General features: G+C 64.0%; 22 protein-coding genes. 15 read left to right on the forward strand and 7 right to left on the reverse strand.

Translation table 11 applies throughout. From position 1 onward, the window contains the following. Positions 1-25 precede the first annotated feature (25 nt). Positions 26-514: a cupredoxin domain-containing protein gene (locus ABID19_RS17635; RefSeq protein ID WP_354492266.1), complete on the forward strand. Its 489-nt coding sequence runs from the start codon at positions 26-28 to the stop codon at positions 512-514. 26 nt (positions 515-540) lie between these two features. Continuing rightward, positions 541-825 carry a copper-binding protein gene (locus tag ABID19_RS17640; RefSeq protein WP_354492267.1) on the forward strand — a complete coding sequence of 95 codons (285 nt, stop codon included), beginning with the start codon at positions 541-543 and terminating at the stop codon, positions 823-825. Between the two features lie 73 nt (positions 826-898). On the opposite strand, the gene ABID19_RS17645 is transcribed toward ABID19_RS17640, so the two are convergent. Continuing rightward, on the reverse strand, positions 899-1,267 hold the full coding sequence (locus tag ABID19_RS17645; protein ID WP_354492268.1) for a hypothetical protein: 369 nt from the start codon (positions 1,265-1,267) through the stop codon (positions 899-901). A gap of 143 nt (positions 1,268-1,410) precedes the next feature. On the opposite strand from ABID19_RS17645, the gene ABID19_RS17650 reads away from it, so the two are divergent. Then, positions 1,411-1,677: a BrnA antitoxin family protein gene (locus ABID19_RS17650; protein WP_354492558.1), complete on the forward strand. Its 267-nt coding sequence runs from the start codon at positions 1,411-1,413 to the stop codon at positions 1,675-1,677. 157 nt (positions 1,678-1,834) lie between these two features. On the opposite strand, the gene ABID19_RS17655 is transcribed toward ABID19_RS17650, so the two are convergent. From ABID19_RS17655 to ABID19_RS17665, 3 genes are all read right to left on the reverse strand, one after another. Continuing rightward, on the reverse strand, positions 1,835-2,212 hold the full coding sequence (locus tag ABID19_RS17655; RefSeq protein ID WP_354492269.1) for a c-type cytochrome: 378 nt from the start codon (positions 2,210-2,212) through the stop codon (positions 1,835-1,837). Positions 2,213-2,439: 227 nt separating this feature from the next. Continuing rightward, on the reverse strand, positions 2,440-3,957 hold the full coding sequence (locus ABID19_RS17660) for an ATP-binding protein (protein ID WP_354492270.1): 1,518 nt from the start codon (positions 3,955-3,957) through the stop codon (positions 2,440-2,442). Further along, positions 3,954-4,673: a response regulator gene (locus tag ABID19_RS17665; protein ID WP_095485165.1), complete on the reverse strand. Its 720-nt coding sequence runs from the start codon at positions 4,671-4,673 to the stop codon at positions 3,954-3,956. Before ABID19_RS17665 ends, ABID19_RS17660 begins: the two co-directional genes overlap by 4 nt. Before the next feature lie 320 nt (positions 4,674-4,993). Between ABID19_RS17665 and ABID19_RS17670 the strand changes: the two genes are divergently transcribed. From ABID19_RS17670 to dusA, 9 genes are all read left to right on the forward strand, one after another. Next, positions 4,994-5,464 carry a (2Fe-2S)-binding protein gene (locus ABID19_RS17670; RefSeq protein ID WP_354492271.1) on the forward strand — a complete coding sequence of 157 codons (471 nt, stop codon included), beginning with the start codon at positions 4,994-4,996 and terminating at the stop codon, positions 5,462-5,464. Positions 5,465-5,475: 11 nt separating this feature from the next. Further along, positions 5,476-7,650, forward strand: coding sequence for a xanthine dehydrogenase family protein molybdopterin-binding subunit (locus ABID19_RS17675; RefSeq protein WP_354492272.1), 2,175 nt, complete (start codon positions 5,476-5,478; stop codon positions 7,648-7,650). Continuing rightward, positions 7,637-7,978, forward strand: a complete 342-nt coding sequence (locus tag ABID19_RS17680) for a c-type cytochrome (protein WP_354492273.1) — start codon at positions 7,637-7,639, stop codon at positions 7,976-7,978. Before ABID19_RS17675 ends, ABID19_RS17680 begins: the two co-directional genes overlap by 14 nt. After that, positions 7,965-9,227, forward strand: a complete 1,263-nt coding sequence (locus tag ABID19_RS17685) for an NAD(P)/FAD-dependent oxidoreductase (RefSeq protein ID WP_354492274.1) — start codon at positions 7,965-7,967, stop codon at positions 9,225-9,227. The genes ABID19_RS17680 and ABID19_RS17685 overlap by 14 nt, the downstream gene beginning before the upstream one ends. Further along, entirely contained in the window at positions 9,224-9,676 is a 453-nt protein-coding gene (gene soxX, locus ABID19_RS17690; protein ID WP_354492275.1) for a sulfur oxidation c-type cytochrome SoxX, read from the forward strand. The genes ABID19_RS17685 and soxX overlap by 4 nt, the downstream gene beginning before the upstream one ends. Continuing rightward, positions 9,673-10,161, forward strand: coding sequence for a SoxY-related AACIE arm protein (locus ABID19_RS17695; RefSeq protein WP_435528738.1), 489 nt, complete (start codon positions 9,673-9,675; stop codon positions 10,159-10,161). Before soxX ends, ABID19_RS17695 begins: the two co-directional genes overlap by 4 nt. Continuing rightward, positions 10,161-10,481: a thiosulfate oxidation carrier complex protein SoxZ gene (gene soxZ, locus ABID19_RS17700; RefSeq protein WP_354492277.1), complete on the forward strand. Its 321-nt coding sequence runs from the start codon at positions 10,161-10,163 to the stop codon at positions 10,479-10,481. Before ABID19_RS17695 ends, soxZ begins: the two co-directional genes overlap by 1 nt. Continuing rightward, positions 10,481-11,260 carry a sulfur oxidation c-type cytochrome SoxA gene (soxA, locus tag ABID19_RS17705; RefSeq protein ID WP_354492278.1) on the forward strand — a complete coding sequence of 260 codons (780 nt, stop codon included), beginning with the start codon at positions 10,481-10,483 and terminating at the stop codon, positions 11,258-11,260. The genes soxZ and soxA overlap by 1 nt, the downstream gene beginning before the upstream one ends. A gap of 235 nt (positions 11,261-11,495) precedes the next feature. Further along, a complete protein-coding gene (gene dusA, locus ABID19_RS17710) occupies positions 11,496-12,491 on the forward strand; it encodes a tRNA dihydrouridine(20/20a) synthase DusA (protein WP_354492279.1) in 996 nt (331 codons plus the stop codon). A gap of 4 nt (positions 12,492-12,495) precedes the next feature. Here dusA and ABID19_RS17715 read toward each other — a convergent pair whose 3' ends face one another. Next, on the reverse strand, positions 12,496-13,200 hold the full coding sequence (locus ABID19_RS17715; RefSeq protein ID WP_354492280.1) for a TIGR02281 family clan AA aspartic protease: 705 nt from the start codon (positions 13,198-13,200) through the stop codon (positions 12,496-12,498). A 7-nt stretch (positions 13,201-13,207) separates the two neighbouring features. Next, the gene (locus ABID19_RS17720) at positions 13,208-13,441 is read right to left on the reverse strand and encodes a DUF1289 domain-containing protein (RefSeq protein ID WP_354492281.1); all 234 of its coding nucleotides are present in this window, start codon (positions 13,439-13,441) and stop codon (positions 13,208-13,210) included. 182 nt (positions 13,442-13,623) lie between these two features. On the opposite strand from ABID19_RS17720, the gene ABID19_RS17725 reads away from it, so the two are divergent. After that, positions 13,624-14,619, forward strand: a complete 996-nt coding sequence (locus ABID19_RS17725) for a nicotinate-nucleotide--dimethylbenzimidazole phosphoribosyltransferase (RefSeq protein WP_354492559.1) — start codon at positions 13,624-13,626, stop codon at positions 14,617-14,619. A gap of 4 nt (positions 14,620-14,623) precedes the next feature. On the opposite strand, the gene ABID19_RS17730 is transcribed toward ABID19_RS17725, so the two are convergent. Then, on the reverse strand, positions 14,624-16,144 hold the full coding sequence (locus ABID19_RS17730; RefSeq protein WP_354492282.1) for a sensor histidine kinase: 1,521 nt from the start codon (positions 16,142-16,144) through the stop codon (positions 14,624-14,626). Between the two features lie 76 nt (positions 16,145-16,220). Between ABID19_RS17730 and ABID19_RS17735 the strand changes: the two genes are divergently transcribed. After that, positions 16,221-16,832 carry a thermonuclease family protein gene (locus ABID19_RS17735; protein ID WP_354492283.1) on the forward strand — a complete coding sequence of 204 codons (612 nt, stop codon included), beginning with the start codon at positions 16,221-16,223 and terminating at the stop codon, positions 16,830-16,832. Between the two features lie 40 nt (positions 16,833-16,872). Beyond that, the gene (locus ABID19_RS17740; RefSeq protein ID WP_354492284.1) at positions 16,873-17,484 is read left to right on the forward strand and encodes a glutathione S-transferase; all 612 of its coding nucleotides are present in this window, start codon (positions 16,873-16,875) and stop codon (positions 17,482-17,484) included. Positions 17,485-17,497: the final 13 nt, after the last annotated feature.

The raw sequence follows: 17,497 nt of genomic DNA on the forward strand, positions 1-17,497 counted from the left end.
CCTCAACAATGAGAGAAAGTGCAGCATGAAACGTACAATCGCAGCGGCCGTTTTGATGGCGGTCAGTTCGGGAACAGCTCTTGCCGGTGGAACCCACGCCGGAGGCCATGGCGACAAAGCCGCCACGATGCCGATCGGCAGCCCTGGCGAAGCTGGCAAGGCAAAGCGGACCATCAACATTTCGATGTCGGAGAAGGACGATGGAAAAATGTTGTTCCAGCCGGCCGTCCTCAAAGTGAAGAAGGGCGAGACCGTTCGCCTGAAATTCATCAACAAGGGCCAAATCGATCACGAGTTCGTCATGGACGTCCACGACGGAATTATGGAGCACAAGGCGCTGATGGAGAAATTCCCCGAGATGGAGCACGCCGATCCCAACGCGATCCGGCTGGCGCCGGGCGCCAGAGGCGAGATCATCTGGACGTTCGCCAATGCCGGCGAATTCGGCTTCGCCTGCCTGGTCCCGGGCCACTACGATTCCGGCATGAAGGGCGACATCACCGTCGCCAACTGACTGCTAAACCGCAAAGGAAGCTAATCATGACACTCTTGGTAAAGACACTCTCGGCACTCGCGCTCGTGCTCGCCATCGGCGGGAGCGCGCTTGCGCAGGAATACGTGAAGGGCGAAGTCATCAAGGTCGACGCCAAACAGAAGAAGCTGACGATCAAGCACGAGCCGCTGACCAATCTCGACATGCCCGCGATGACGATGGTGTTCGTCGTCGCCGAGCAGGGCATGCTCGATAAGGTCAAAACGGGTCAGTCGATCGAGTTCACAGCCGACCGCGTCAACGGACGCATCACGGTCACCGGCATCAAATAATCCGGGACCGGCGCCGCGGGTTGAAAAATCAACTCGCGGCGCTGTGCTGTCGAAAATGCCATGAGTACGGAAATTAGGATGAAGGGGCCGCGCAGAAAATCCTCCAGAGATTTTCTTTCCAGTCGTCATGTGCGGAGCGGTTCAGAGACATTTCTATGGGATATTTTCGCATACCTACGCTCACATATGCCGGATAATGACAGCGAACGCGTGCATGATGCCTGCCGGTATCTTTGTACCTGATGACGCCGTTCGCGTCCGTCTCGACCAGGCCAATAGCGACATCAAAGTCATAATCCCCATATGGCGAGACACTGTTGTCCATGACGCTGAGCTGAACCGAGGTGGCATCTGGAAAACTGGCGGTGTAAAAGATCAGTTGCTCCGCCGCCATCGAGGGCGTAGCCACCAACACGCCGGCAAACAATGCAATGGCGCGCATTTCCTCCTCCCGAGGATCCAGGGCGAGACTATCACCTCTCGCGTCGACGTTCTAATTACTGTTTCGGGCAGTGGGCCGAGGCATTTCGATGCGCGTTGCGTTGCATGTCTCCTCCCAGCCGTTATCTCCAGTCAGGACCATCAATGGCAAATCCTCCGCGCCGACCGACAAATCCAATGGCTGCCGCCGAAGCCGCCTTCAAGCCAGTCAAGAAGCCGGTCCCACCGGTTCGCGAAGCCGCAGCTGCTCCAAGTGTCAGAGAGCTTGTTTCGATCAGGATTGATCGAGCTGTCCTGGATTATTTCCAGGGGGACGGACCGGGCTGGCAGGACCGTATTAATGATGCTTTACGAGCGATGGTCGAGAAGCGGGTCGCCGCCGAGGGCGATCGTTCAGACGACATCACCTGACGAAAATGTGAGCGCCTAGGATACTTCTTGGCGACATGTGGAGACGCACCGTGCTCGCGGTGACTTCATCGTCGACGGGCAAGCTCCCGACAAAACGCCTCCGGGCAGGGTCGATTGAACAGAGCTAGGCACGCAACTTTGGCTTCATCAGCGGACACTATTGCGCGACCGCACCTTCCAGATAGCCGATGATCGCGGCGCGCTGGGCGGCGTTGGGAACGCCCACTGTCATCGACGTGCCCGGAACCATCTGGCGTGGCGCCGCAAGGAAGGTATCAAGGGTACCGCCTTCCCAGACGATATCAGACTCCCGCAGCGCGGCCGAATAGCGGGCGCCCTCGACGCTGCCAGCCTTGCGGCCGATGACGCCCGACAGATGCGGACCAGTTCTGTTCTGGCCGGGCTCCAAGCTGTGGCAGGTCCCGCAGCGCTGCCGGAACAGCCGCTCGCCGTCGGCCTGCTGCGCGGAAGCGGCGCCCGGCAACAGCAAGCCGGCGGCAGCCAAGAGCGCAGCCAGCGACGTACGCGCTCGCATAACAGACGGCCGCAGGGATGCGGCCGCAACTCCGGCGAAAACGTGGGTTCGTGTCGTGGTTTGTGAATGGCTCATCGGATGACCTTTGCGGAACGTTCGGGGGGCTTCGCTGGTGGCCGGAGGCTTCCGGCAGGAACCAACCGCTCATCTGCGGGAGCGGCGGCTGGGTCGAGGAGGTGCGGGGAGGATGCAGGTCGTCACTTGTCCTTCGCTGCGACGGCGATGATCTAATTATGGCGCGGCAGCGCGGGAGTTCCGATCGCGGGACGGTTTCGGGATCGCAGTCCGGTCGGAGGTTTCGCCTCAGGCGTGGGCGCCGGGGCAAGCTGCTTGGCCATGTCGATCAGTGGCAGCCTGATGATCGCGCGAAGGCCCTCGCTCCGGTTCTCCAGCACGATGTCGCCGCCGTGGTGGCGGGCGATGGCGCGGGCAATTGACAGGCCGAGCCCAACGCCGCCGGTCTCCCGGTTGCGCGACTGCTCCAGGCGGAAGAAGGGGGCGAACACCTGTTCCATGTCGCCTTGCGGAATGCCGGGACCGGCGTCCTCGACTACGATGTCCAGGCTGTCAGGACTCCTGATCAGGCTCACCTGGGCCTGCTCGCCGTAACGGACGGCATTTTCAACGAGGTTGCGGATCGCCCGGCGCAGCGAGTCCGGCCGGCAGCGATACAGCACCTTGGGCCCATCATTGACGGTGACGTTTTGGCCCAGCTCCGCGAGATCGTCGCAGAGGCTGCCGACCAGTGCTGAAAGGTCGACGGTGCGCGTCGCCTCTACCGCAGCGTCCTCACGCGCGAAGGCCAACGCCGCTTCCGTCATCGTCTGGATCTCCTCGATGGTCTTCAGCATCTTTTCCTGGAGTTCGTGATCCTGGACAAACTCCGCGCGCAGCCGCAGCGAGGTCAGCGGCGTGCGCAAATCGTGGCTGATCGCCGCAAGCATGCGCGTGCGGTCCTCGACGAAGCGCTGCAGGCGCTCCTGCATGCGGTTGAACGCCTCGGCGGTCTGGCGGATGTCGTCGGGTCCTGATTCCGGCAGCCGCGGCACGGCCTCGCCACGGCCGAACAGTTCGGCGGCATTGGCGAGCCGTCGCAGCGGACGCGCGATTGCCTGCGCCCCGAAAATCGCGATGGCGGACAGGATGAGCGCGGTGAGCGCCAGCGATATCGCCGATTGCGTCGTCCAGAAGGCGTTCGGCATTGCCTTGGCGTAGGCGGCATTCAGCCAGGTGCTGTCATCGAGCCGGACGGAAAGGCCCATGCCGTTTGGGGCGGCGTCCATATAAAGAAACTTGGCCGGCCGCGAGAAGGGCCTGCCATTGCCGGACAAATCCAACATGCGCGGCGGCACGGAAGGATCGGCGGCATCGACTGCGTTCGAGGCCTGTCCGTTCATGTAGGCGGCATATTTGCCGGCAATCCCGGGCAGCGGCTTGGCGAGCTGGGTAAATGCCTCCTGTTGCCAGGCGAGGGGGTTGCTCGGTCCGTCGTCCGAGGTCCAGAAACGCGTATAGGCCGTGCCGCTGACGTTGAGGATGTCGGGCCGAAGCGATGGCGGCGTGGTGTCCAGCAGAAGCGCCAGCGAGGAGGTGCGGCTGACGAACTCGCCCTTGGCCGCCGCGTGCAGAGCCTGGCCGCGCTCGTCCCATGAGATCAAAAAGGTGATCGCCTGCGACAGGGCGAGCGCAAGCAGCACCAGCATGAGGAAGCGGGCCGCCAGGCTGCGTCTCCACAACAGCATCATGCCTGGGCCACCTCGGCGGTAAAGCAGTAGCCGCCGCCCCAGTGCGTCTTGATCAGCATCGGACTCTTCGGATCCGCCTCGATCTTCTTGCGCAGCCGGCTCACCTGGTTGTCGACGGCCCGGTCGAAACCGTCGGCGGTGCGCCCGACCGTAAGGTCGAGCAGCTGATCCCGGCTAAGCACGATCCCGACATGCTCGATGAAGGCGGTGAGAAGGCGGAATTCAGCCGTGCTGAGCGCGACAGCCACGCCGTCGAGCCCGACCAGCTCGCGGCGGCCGACATTCAGCGTCCAGCGGTCGAACCGAAGTGCGTTCGACTTGAGACGGCCGCGCTGCGGCGGCAGGCTGTGGACGCGCCTGAGCACAGCCTTGATCCGCGCCAGCAGTTCCCGCGGATTGAACGGCTTGGTCAGGTAGTCGTCGGCCCCGATCTCGAGGCCCACGATCCGGTCGATCTCCTCGGCCATGGCGGTGAGGAAGATGATCGGAACGTCGACCGTCCCGCGCACGTGCCGGCAGGCGGCGATGCCGTCCTCGCCGGGCATCATGACGTCGAGCACGATGAGATCGGGCAGGCTGCGGTCGAGCAACCGCTTGAGCGCGGCGGTGCTGTCGGCGACACTGACGCGATAACCCTGCTGGGTGAGGTATTTCCCGACGAGGTCGCGGATGTCCCGGTGGTCGTCGACGACCGCGATGTGCTGCGCCACTTCCATGCAATGCTCCAAAGCCGCTGCCAAATAGTCGGCCAGTATCGACGATATCTAGTTTGCGTCTACACGGATGATCACCTTCCGCACCATGGCGGCAATCTCGCACGACATCAACAAACCGTGAGAAGTGTAACGAAGTGTATCAGAACGCTTCGCCTGCGACAGCTTGCGATGAACTGCCGGTCATCGGGACAAGGTTCTGCGACAGGTCCTGGCTAACTTGGCCTCGTCGCTAGCCGGGATTTCCGGTCTCTGCCGCCGGGCCACGCCAGGCGGCATCCGGACGGTGGTCCTCGCCAGCCTTTGATCGAAAGGATTGCACAATGGCCACATTGATCGTCAACGGCACGCCACGTGACATCGAGGTCGACCCAGACACGCCGCTGCTATGGGTGATCCGCGAACAAGTCGGACTTACCGGGACGAAGTACGGTTGCGGGGTTGCCGCCTGCGGAGCCTGTACCGTCCATATTGACGGCGCCGCCACGCGCTCCTGCGTGCTTCCGGTGAGCGCGGTCGGGCCGGATCAGCAGATCACCACTATCGAGGGGCTTTCGCCCGACAGTTCGCATCCAGTCCAGCAGGCGTGGCTGGCGCTCGATGTACCGCAATGCGGTTATTGCCAGGCCGGCATGATCATGGCTGTGGCTGGTCTGCTCATGCAGAACCCGAACCCCACGGACGAGGACATCAACGCCGAGATCACCAACATCTGCCGCTGCGGCACCTACAACCGGGTGCGCGCCGCGATCAAGCTGGCTGCCAATGGCGGCGAAGCCACGCAACGCGGTTGAGGAGAACAGTCATGAACGCGATAATTTCCATCTCCCGCCGCAGCTTCATCATCGGCGTGGCCTCCACGGCCGGCGGCATGTCCCTCGGGTTCAACGTGCCGTTCATCAAGCCCGCACTTGCCGAAGGCGCCGAGACCGCGCCGGAGATCAATGCCTGGGTGGTGATCAGGCCCGACGACACGGTGGTCATCCGCATCGCCCGCTCCGAGATGGGGCAGGGGACGCTGACAGGCCTGGCGCAACTCGTCGCCGAAGAGCTGAATTGCGACTGGTCGAAGGTCACGACCGAATATCCGTCGCCGGCCCAAAACCTCGCGCGCGACCGCGTGTGGGGCAATTTCTCGACTGGTGGCAGCCGCGGCATCCGCGAATCGCACGAATATGTGCGTATGGGTGGCGCCATTGCGCGTGAGATGCTGATTGCCGCTGCGGCCGCCGAATGGGGCGTGCCGGCCAGCGAATGCACCGCAAGGATGGGCATGGTCACGCATGCAGCATCGGATCGCGCCACCTTTTATGGACAGTTGGCTGCCGCCGCCGCGCGGATGACGCCGCCGGCTAATGTCACGCTGAAGGACCCGAAGGATTGGACCATAGCCGGCAAGCCGCTGCCGCGGCTTGATACGGCCGACAAGCTCAACGGCAGCCAGATCTACGGCGCCGATCTCAAGCTGCCGAACATGCTCAACGCGGCGATCCGGGCCTGCCCGTATTTCGGCGGCAAGGTGAAGAGCTTCGACGCAGCTGCGGTAGCTGAAATGCCCGGCGTGCGCACCGTCGTTCAGGTCGACGAAACCGCTGTTGCGGTTGTCGCCGACACGTGGTGGCGGGCGAAGACCGCCCTCGATGCCCTGCCTGTCGTCTGGGACGAAGGTCCCAACAGGCAAGTCAGCAGCGCCTCGATTGCGGCGATGCTCGAAGAGGGCCTGGGCGCAAATGACGCTTTCATTGGCGCCGAGCAAGGTGACGCGGGTGCCGCCTTGTCCGCTGCCGGCCGCACGATCACGGCGACTTATGCCTATCCCTATCAGAACCACGCAACCATGGAGCCGATGAACGCGACGGCGCTCTACACGCCGGAGCGCTGCGAGGTTTGGGTGCCGACCCAGAACGGCGAAGCGAGCCTTGCCGCAGCGGCCGAGGCCGCCGGCCTGCCGGTGCAGCAATGCGAGGTGCACAAGATCCATCTCGGCGGCGGCTTCGGCCGGCGCGGCAACTTCCAGGACTATGTGCGCCAAGCGGTCAGCATTGCCAAGCAGGTGCCGGGAGCACCCGTAAAGCTCATCTGGTCGCGTGAAGAGGACATGCTGCACGGTGCCTATCACCCGACCACGCGGTGCCGGCTGACGGGCGCGCTCGACGCGGACGGCAACCTGACCGCTCTACACATGCGTATATCCGGCCAGTCGATCCTTGCGGCGGTGCGGCCGGAAGGCATGCAGAACGGCATGGATCCGGTCGTCTTCCAGGGCCTCGTCCTCAGTGGCACGGAAGGCACACTGGGCTACACGGTCGACAATCTGCGGATCGACCATGCCATGCGCAACCCGCCGATCCCGCCAGGCTTCTGGCGTGGCGTGAACCTCAACCAGAACGCGCTCTACGTCGAGTGTTTCATGGACGAACTCGCCCATGCGGCCGGCGTCGACCCGCTCACCTTCCGCCGCAAGCTTATGGCCAAGCATCCGAAACACCTCGCCGTGCTGGAGGCGGTTGCTGAACGGATCGGCTGGGACACACCGCCCGCGGCCGGCGTTCACCGCGGCCTGGCGCAGATCATGGGCTTCGGCAGTTATGTGGCGGCGGCAGCGGAGGTTTCGGTCACCGATGGGCAGCTCAGGATCCACCGCATCGTGGCGGCCACCGATCCGGGCCATGTCGTCAACCCCGCACAAGTTGAGCGGCAGGTCGAGGGCTCCTTCGTCTACGGCCTTTCCGCCTGCATCTACGGCGAATGCACCGTCAATGGCGGCCGCATGGAGCAGGAGAACTTCGACAGCTACGAGGTCATGCGCATGGCCGAAATGCCTGATGTGGAGACGATCATCCTGCCGTCCGGCGGCTTCTGGGGCGGCGTCGGCGAGCCGACCATCGCGGTCGCCGCGCCGGCCGTCCTCAATGCGATCTTCGCCGCCACCGGAAAGCGTATCCGCACGCTGCCGCTGAAGAACCATGACCTCGCATGACATGATGCGCCCAAAGAACAGGCGCGGACGATCGTTCGCGCCCATCCTGCTTGCGGTGCTAGTGGTCAGCGCGCCGGCATGGGCCGACGCGGCGCCCGGTGCTGCGGCCTGCACCGGCTGTCACGGGCCGGCGGCGCTCGGCTCGGCCATCCCGTCGCTCGACGGTCATGCCGCCGACGACATCGTCGTCCAGATGCAAGCCTTCCGCTCCGGTGAGCGCGAGGCGACGATCATGGACCGTATCGCCAGAGGATATACCGAGGAAGAGACGCGCGCCATCGCCGAATGGCTCGCCAAACCGGAGGCGGCACGCCATGCCCAGCCGTAGAGCCTTGATCGGCGGCGCGGCGGCCAGCGTCGCCGCGGCCGTCCTTGCCGCGCCGCATGTGCGCGCACAGGTGCAGCCCCAAGTGGTCGTGGTCGGCGGCGGCTTTGCCGGGGCAAGCTGCGCCCGCGCATTGAAACAGCTCGATCGCGACCTTGCCGTGACGCTGATCGAGCCAGAGACAGCCTATCTGGCCTGCCCGTTCAGCAATGCCGTGCTTGCAGGGCTGCGCGGCATCGAGGCGCAGACCTTCGGTTATGACCGGTTCGGCGACATCGGGCTCATCCGCAAGCGCGCTGTCTCCGTCGATGCCGAGCGCCGGCGCGTTCGGCTGGAGGATGGTACTGACATCGGCTACGCCAGGCTGGTATTGGCACCTGGCGTCGACCTGCGCTTCGACGCATTGCCGGGCTACGACGAGCCGGCAGCGGAAATCATGCCGCATGCCTGGAAGGCGGGGCCGCAGACGCTGCTGCTGCGCGACCAGCTCGCGGCGATGCCGGACGGTGGGGTCGTCATCCTCTCCGCGCCTGCCAATCCATTCCGCTGCCCGCCCGGCCCCTACGAGCGCGCAAGCCTGATCGCGCATTACCTCAAGACCAGCAAGCCACGCTCCAAACTGATCATCCTCGACGCCAAGGACGCCTTTTCGAAGCAGCGGCTGTTCGAAGCGGCGTGGCGAGAGCTCTATCCCGGCTTGATCGAATGGGTGCCGCTGTCTTCGGGCGGCAGGGTGACGGAAGTCGACCAGACGACAAGGACGCTGGTCACCGAGTTCGGCAGCCATAAGGCCAATGTCGCCAACGTGATCCCGCCGCAGCGCGCGGGCAGGATCGCGCAGTCGGCCGGTGTCGCCGATCAGACGGGCTGGTGCCCGATCGATCCGGTCACCTTCGAGTCCCGCCTGCAGCCGGCGATCCACGTCGTCGGCGACGCGGCGATCGGCGGGGCGATGCCGAAATCCGCCTTCAGCGCCAACGCCCAGGCAAAAGCCTGCGCTGCGGCGGTCGTCGCGCTGGTCAGGGAGCGGCAGCCGGTGCAGCCGAAGCTCATCAACACCTGCTACAGCCTGGTCGCGCCCGGCTATGGCATTTCGATCGCAGGCGTCTACCAGCCGCGCGACGGCCTGCTTGCCGAGGTGGAGGGTGCGGGCGGTACCAGCCCGCTCGAAGCACCGTCCTCTGTCCGCGAACTGGAAGCGGCCTATGCGGAGGACTGGTTCCGGACGATCACCAGCGAAGTGTTCGGATGATGAGGACGGCTTGCCTCGCTGTTGCGGGATTGCTGCTCGCGGCCTCGCCCGGTGCCGGCGAGGAGGCGGGATCCTACGTCGTGACCGGCGATGCGATCATCGAGCCTCTGGTCGGCGGCAAGGGTGATCCGGCGCGCGGCGCCGCGCTGATCTCGGACCGGCAGCGCAGCCTCTGCACGCTCTGCCACAGCGGGCCGTTCCCCGATGCGCATCTGCATGGCACGCTGGCGCCCGACCTGACCGGCGTCGGGGCAAGACTTTCGGAAGGCCAGATCCGGCTGCGCTTAGTCGACATGAAGCGGCTCGCGCCGAATACCATCATGCCTTCCTACTACCGGGTCGCGGAAGAGGAAGGCCGGCGCGTCGCCACCGCCTGGCGCAGCAAGCCGATCCTGACCGGCGAGGACATCGAGGATATCGTCGCCTATCTCACGACGCTAAAGGGATGATTATGCGCGAAGACCCGCTTCGAATTCATGGAGGCTTGGTCGGACGGCGGCAGTTTCTTCGGGCCGGCATGACCGGCCTTCTGGTGATCAGCCTGCCGCGCTGGGCCGTTGCCCGTCCGAGCCTCGATGAAGCGATCCGTACCTTCACCGGGGGAGCCGACGTTCTCGACGGCCGCGTCCGGCTCGACCTGCCGCCTCTGGTCGAAAACGGCAACGCGGTCGGGATCACGGTCGCCGCCGAGAGCCCGATGACCGCGGACGATCATGTCCGGCGCATCGCGGTCTTCAACGAGAAGAACCCGGAGGCAAATGTCGCGGTTTTCCGTCTCGGGCCGCGCTCGGGCCGCGCCACCGTCTCGACGCGGATCCGGCTCGCGACCTCCCAGGTGGTGGTCGCGGTCGCTGAGATGAGTGACGGCAGCTTCTGGTCGAGCCGTGCAAGCGCGATCGTCACGCTGGCCGCCTGTATCGAGGATCTTTCATAATGGCGCGTGCGCTGGTCAACGTGCCGAAAGCGGCCAGGCAGGGCGAGGTCGTCGAGGTCCGAGCGATGATCGCCCACCCGATGGAAACCGGCTACCGTATCGGCCCGAACGGCTCCAACATCCCCCGCCACATCATCCGCCGCTTCGCTTGCACCTACAATGGGGAGGAGGTGTTTTCGGCCGATCTCTTTCCAGCGGTGTCGGCCAATCCGTTCATTGCCTTCACGCTCGTTGCTACGACGAGCGGCATGATCGACTTCACCTGGACGGACGATGCCGGGAAGACCCAAACGGCGTCGGCCGAAATCACGGTGAGCTGATGCGCGCCCTCTCGGGCCTGGTGGGGATCATCGCGGCGGTCGTCTGTAGCATGGCCATCGCCGCCGGCATCGAAGACAGCGCGAAACGCTCCGGCTTCGACTTCATGACGCCGGAGACGCAGGCACTGCAGGCCGACGACATGAGCAATCCCGGCATGCTGTGGGTGCTGCAGGGCGAGCAGCTCTGGCAGCAGTTGGAGGGTAGGGCGGATGTCGCCTGCGCCGGCTGCCATGGCGATGCCAGTCAGACGATGCGCGGCGTTGCCACGCGCTACCCCGCTTTTGACGAGGCGACAGGACGGCCGATCGACCTTGCCGGGCGCATCAATTCCTGCCGCGCGGAGCGCCAGCAGGCCGAGCCGCTGGTGCCGGAATCTGACGCGTTGCTCGCCCTGACAGCCTATGTGACGCATCAGTCGCGCGGCATGCCAATCACACCGGCGACCGATGCCCGGCTGGCACCGTTTCGCGACAACGGCCGACGCCTGTTCCAGAGCCGCATCGGCCAGCTCGATCTCTCCTGCGCCTCCTGCCACGACGACAATTGGGGCAAACGACTCGGCGGCAGCGTCATTCCGCAGGCGCATCCGACCGGCTATCCGCTCTATCGACTGGAGTGGCAAATGGTCGGTTCGTTGCAGCGGCGCCTGCGCAACTGCATGATCGGGGTCAGGGCCGAGCCCTTCGCCTTCGGCGCACCGGAACTCATTGACCTGGAGCTCCATCTGACGGAACGGGCCCGTGGCCTGCTGGTCGAGACGCCGGCCGTCCGGCCGTGATGCCGGCCTGCGGGCCGCTTTTCACCTGTTGCCGAGGGACAGTTGATCGCAACGCGGCGCGCGTCTGGCAGGGCCTTGCCAACCTCGCACATGTCATCGATATGTGGTTAACGAGTTTCACCGAAGGTTTTGAGGCGCTTGCACGCAGTCGTCGAAACGTGGCGAAACGCGCGGTATCGTGGCGTACGCTCGTGTGTACTTGACATGGGCTAACGATTTAAAGTTAAACAAAACGATGACATATCAAATACATAGGGTGGCTATTGCACCTATGATGGACTGGACTGACCGGCATTGCCGATTCCTCCATCGCCAATTGACCCGTCGGGCGTTGCTCTACACCGAGATGGTGGTGGCCGACGCGGTCATCCAGGGCGCGCGCGAGCGTTTGCTCGGCTTCGACGATACGGAACATCCGGTCGCGCTGCAGCTTGGCGGCTCTGACCCGCAGAAGCTTGCCGAGGCGGCACGCATCGGCGAGGTTTTCGGCTATGACGAGATCAACCTCAATGTCGGCTGCCCGTCCGACCGCGTCCAGTCGGGCACGTTCGGCGCCTGCCTGATGAAAACACCGGTTCTTGTTGCCGATTGCGTCGCGGCGATGAAGGCCTCCGTCAGCATCCCCGTCACCGTCAAATGCCGGATCGGCGTCGACGAGCAGGATCCTGAGCCGGCGCTCGACGCGCTGGCGGACGGCGTTTTCGCGGCCGGCGCCGACGCGCTGTGGGTGCATGCCCGCAAGGCGTGGCTGGAAGGGCTGAGCCCTAGGGAAAACCGTGACATCCCGCCGCTCGACTATAACAGGGTGTATCGACTGAAGGCCAAAAATCCAAACAAATTCATTGGTATCAATGGCGGCATTCAATCTCTTGAAGAAGCGCTCGACCACATTGATCACGTCGACGGCGCCATGCTCGGCCGCGCCGCCTATCACACGCCGGGCATTCTGGCGGGTGTCGACGCTGCGTTTTACGGCGACAAACCCGACGCGCCCGATTTTGCCGCCCTAATCGATGCCATGGCGGATTACGCGGCGCGCCATATCGAGCGGGGCGGGCGGCTTGGCCACGTCACCCGTCATATGGTCGGGCTGTTCCACGGACTGCCGGGCGCGCGCCGCTACCGGCAGATCCTTTCCACCGACGCGACAAGGCCCGGCGCCGGGCCGGATGTGCTGAAGGCGGCTTTCGCCGCAATCGATTTCAGCAGGACGGACGCCGAAGCAGCCTAACTGTTCAATCGCGCAAGATCATGCGGTCGCCGCGTACGTCGAAACCGGACAGCGAGCTGATGAAATTCATGCCGAGCAGGCTCTGGCCGAGCATGCCGGGCGCAGCAATCATGACCGGCATGTCCTTGCGCACGATCCCGCCGATCGCCAATTCGTCGGTTCTCACAGCGGCAGCGCGCGCCATGCCGTTGGCGGTAGAAACCGGTATGTTGAAATTGAGAACGGCTGGATTGAACCCTGCCGCTTGCGCATCCTGCGCCGTCAGCACCGTGCTGGTCGCGCCGGTATCGACCACGGCCCGGACCGGCGTGCCGTTGATCATGATGCGCGCTTCGAAATGGCCATTGCCGGCCTTGTCCAGGGTCACCGTGGCGTGGCCGTCGTCCAGGCCCAATGCCAGCGGGCTGCCGGGAACGAGGCCGGCCGTTACCCGGCTGGCGAAATCCTGCAATTCATAACGGTACTGATAGCCGGCGATCAGTGCGAGCACGATGACGGCCCAGGTGCCGAGATTGCGGGCCATCATGCCCAATGGCCTGCCGGATCTGAGCAGGCCGGCGCCGATAAGGGCGACCAATGCGCCAAGCCAGATCAACCGGCTGAAATCGTAATTCTCGACGCCCAATGTGCTGCCGGCGGAATCGTTGAGCATGAGCAGGGCCACGCCTGCCCCGATCACAACTATCAAAACCCAGAAAAGCCGGTTCATATAGGGCTCACGAGAGGGCGTCGCGTTCGCGCGCGAGGCGGGTGCGGCGCGTTTCCCGACGCGGTCTGCGTTCAACCATCTCCAGCCGGGCCGGCAGCTCGGCCATGACGCTGTGGCGGATTTCAGGGGTCATCTCAATCCAGGCACCGATTTCCTCGCGCGTGCGACCGCAACCGAAGCAGAAGCCGGTTTTCATATCGATCGAACAGACCAGGACGCATGGGGATTCGATGGCCGTCATAATGTTCTCTCAGGATTCCCAAGGAATCCCTTGTCTCGCCTCCACATGGTGTAACGGCAAAGCCAATGCAAGCCCTCCGGAATGCGCCGCCGGCAACCGCTTTTGCGTCAATGCAGGCAGTTGTGCCAGCCAAGCAAGGCGGCTATGCCGCTCACCAACCCTAGGGAATGATCACCAACGACATGACCAGCGCGCTGCCCTTCGACGATTTTCGCAATCTTCTGGCGACCCTGCCGCCGGCCGACACGGCGGCCGAAGCCCGCGCCCTTGCGCTGTTTGCCAAGGCCGATAAACCCAAAGGTTCGCTTGGCCGCATCGAGGATATCGCCGCGTGGCTCGCTGCCTGGAGTGGCCGGGCGCCACCGGCGGTGAACCGGCCCCTGGTGGCGATCTTCGCTGGCAATCATGGCGTCGCCCGGCACGGCATTTCGCCGCGCCCCGTCGCTGCGACCGCGAACGCGGTCGAGCTTTGCGCGGCGGGCGGTGCGGCGGTTAACCAGATCTGCATCGCCAACGATCTCGGGCTGAAAGTGTTCGATCTTGCGCTGGATATTCCGACCGCCGACCTCACCGAGGACGTAGCACTTGACGAGCGCGGCTGCGCCGCCACCATGGCCTTCGGCATGGAGGCGATCGCTGGCGGCACCGATCTGCTTTGCCTTGGCGACCTCGGTGTCGGCAATTCCACTGTAGCAGCGACTTTGTTTGCCGCATTGTTTGGCGGCAAGGGCGCCGATTGGGTCGGATCCGGATCAGGCGCCGATGCGGCGATGCAGGCACGGAAGGCAGAAGTGGTGGATGCCGCGCTAGCCTTCCACGGAACAAGTCTCAGGGACCCGCTCGAAGCACTGCGCCGGGTTGGCGGCCGTGAATTCGCAGCGATCGCCGGCGCCATCCTCGCCGCCCGGATACAGAAGATCCCGGTGCTGCTCGATGGATTGGTGGCCACAGCCGCCGCCGCGACGCTGCATGCAGCCAATCCCGCTGCACTCGACCATTGCCTTCTTGCCAGCCTGTCGCCGGAGCCTGCGCACGACCGGGCCGCCGCGCGTCTCGGCTTACGCCCGCTGCTTGACCTCGGCGTGAGCCACGGCGAGGGGGCAGGGGCGGCGCTTGCCGCCGGCCTTGTCAAGGCGGCCGCGCTCACCAGCTCGGGCATGGCGGCGGCGGTTCGTTAGGCGACTAGCGCCGGCGCGCGGCAACCGTCTTTGTCGGCAGGGCCGGCAATTCCTCCATCACCCGGCTCAACGGGAAGATGGCGATCGCCTCGGTGCCTTCGCGCAGTTTGGAGCGAAGTTCGAACTCGCCGCCATGCATCGCCAGGAGGCCCTGGACGATCGGCAGGCCGAGGCCGGTGCCTTGTTCTGCGCTCTTAATGGCGATCGAGCCCTGGCCGAAGGCGGACAGCACGATCGGAATCTCGTCTTCCGGTATGCCAGGCCCATTGTCTTTGATGGAGAGATATTGTCCGCCGCCCGCCGTCCAGCCGACGCGCACGCGGATTTCGCCGCCGGTCCCGGTGAACTTGATGGCGTTAGACAAAAGGTTGAGCGCGATCTGCCGCACCGCGCGTTCGTCGGCGAACAGACGCGGCAAGGCGTTTTCGAAATCCTGGACGATACGGATGTCCTTGTTGCGCGCTTTCAGCTCCATCATATGACAGCAATCCTCGACCACCGAGAGCAGCATCATCGGCTCCTCGTTCAGCTGGTAGCGGCCCGCTTCGATGCGCGAGAGGTCAAGGATTTCGTTGATCAGATCGAGCAGATGCTGGCCAGAGTCGTGGACGTCACGAGCATAGTCGCGATAGGTCGGGTTGCTCATCGGTCCAAGCACCTCGTTCGCCATCACTTCGGAGAAACCCAGAATAGCGTTGAGCGGTGTCCGCAGCTCGTGACTCATCGAGGCCAAGAAGCGCGACTTTGCCAGATTGGCGTCTTCCGCCCGTCGCCGCGCTTCGTCCGACATCGATTTCGCGGTGTCCAACTCAGCGATAAGCGCGTCCTTTTCGGAGCGGAACGAGAGCAACATCAAGGACGAGCGATTGAGCTGGCGCGCCACATAGGCGAAGAACGGCAGCGACACGATCAGCAACCCGGCCATAACAAGCTCGGCCGGAATCCAATGCCTCGCGCCGGCATAGGCATAGACCGCCACCGGAATGGCAAAGGTCGACAGTAGCGCCCCGCGTAGCGATGACGCTGTGATCGCAGTCGCCGCCATAGCAAGCAGCAGCACCACCGCCTTAAGCAGTTGGAACTCATAGACCTCGCAAGCGTCGCAACGGAACCATGCAAACCAGGCCCAGCCCAGGCCGCAAAGGAAATGACCGATCAGGAAATCACTGTGCGTTTGCAACGGGTTGAGTTCGGCAGCTTCCGTCCGGTCGACGCGCCTCGCCATGAACACGACAATGGTGTAGCAGATGAGTGCGAAGAGCGCCCAGACGCCGATTTCGTTACTCGCTCCAGCAAACAGACCCATTGCGGCGGTCGCCAGGACGAGAAGCGGAACGACGGTCGCGCTACCTATCATCGCACGGGCGTGGAGTTTCAAAAGCTCGCGGTCGAAATCGAGACTTCCGGCCTGCTGCGAAAGACGGTCGCGCGTCTTGCGCACCGCGCGCGCCACATCGCTGTTGCGATGGGGTTTCCTGCGGTCCACAATAAACTTGTCCGCTGTGGTCGAGCGTTGCAAGGGCATGGAGACTTCAATTTATGCGGGCAGCGATCTTCAAATTGTTAAGCTACGTTCGAATGATTAACCAACGGTTTGCCATATGAGCCGTTCTTGGTCGCGGCGACCGCGATACGTGCGGCCGCGAAGCCTGTGGCGCCGGCTGGTGGATTACGCGCTGACCCTCATCGTCCTCGGTCTGCTGATCCTGCTGGCCGCACGCCTTGACCGAATCGAGACGCGTAAGACGGAGGGCGCCGCCGTCGTCAATGACGGCGATACGATCACACTCGGCACTGAGCGCATTCGCATGCGTGGCATCGACGCGCCCGAATATTCGCAAATCTGCCGCAAGGACGGTGCCGACTATGCCTGCGGCAAGCTGGCGCGGCAGTCGCTGGTGCGTCTGATATCAGGCAAACCCGTCTCCTGCACCGGCTGGCAGCGCGATCGCTACGGCCGGCTGCTCGGCGACTGCCAAGCCGGCGGCAAGGATCTCAACCGCGCCCAGGTCGAGGCTGGTTGGGCGGTGGCCTATGGCGATTTCGAAACCGAGCAAGCCGCTGCCCGCTCCGGCCAAGCCGGCATCTGGGCCGGCACTTTCGACGAGCCGCACGATTGGCGCGAGAGCCACGATCACGACGTGGTTGAGAGAAAGCACGGCACTTTGGTTTCGATCGGCGACGCCTTGCGAGAAATTTTTCGCTTGTGGTGAGCAGCAACCTATAATTTGTCGGATCAAACAGGAGGATGGAATGAAACTCTTCGATGGCGGCCGCGCTCCCAATCCACGACGGGTACGCGTCTTCCTTGCCGAAAAGGGCATTCAGGTTCCGCTGGTGCCTGTCGATATGGGTGCGCTGGAGCACAGGCAGCAGACAGTCAGTTCGCGCAACCCGCTGCAGCGCCTGCCGGTGCTCGAGCTCGACGACGGCACAGTCATCACCGAATCCGTCGCCATCTGCCGCTATTTCGAGGAGCTGCATCCGGAGCCGGCTCTGTTCGGGCGCGGCGCGCTCGGCAAGGCTTTGGTCGAGATGTGGCAAAGACGCATGGAGTTCAACCTGCTCAGCTGTGTCGCCGCCGCGTTCCGGCACATCCATCCGGCAATGAAGGAATGGGAGGTTCCGCAAATTCCCGAATGGGGCGAGGCCAACAAGCCGAAAGCCATCGAATTCCTGAAACTCCTTGACGACGAGTTGGCGAACCAGGAATTCGTCGCCGGTGACGCCTATTCGATCGCCGACATCACCGGGCTGATCGCCATCGACTTCATGAAGCCGGCGCGTATCAAGGTGCCGGAGGATTGCGCCAACGTATTGCGCTGGCATCAGGCGATCTCCAGCCGGCCGAGCGCCGTGGCTTGAGAAGAAGTGCCAG

The sequence above is a fragment of the Mesorhizobium robiniae genome (assembly GCF_040545535.1).
Classification (GTDB): Bacteria; Pseudomonadota; Alphaproteobacteria; order Rhizobiales; family Rhizobiaceae; genus Mesorhizobium; species Mesorhizobium robiniae.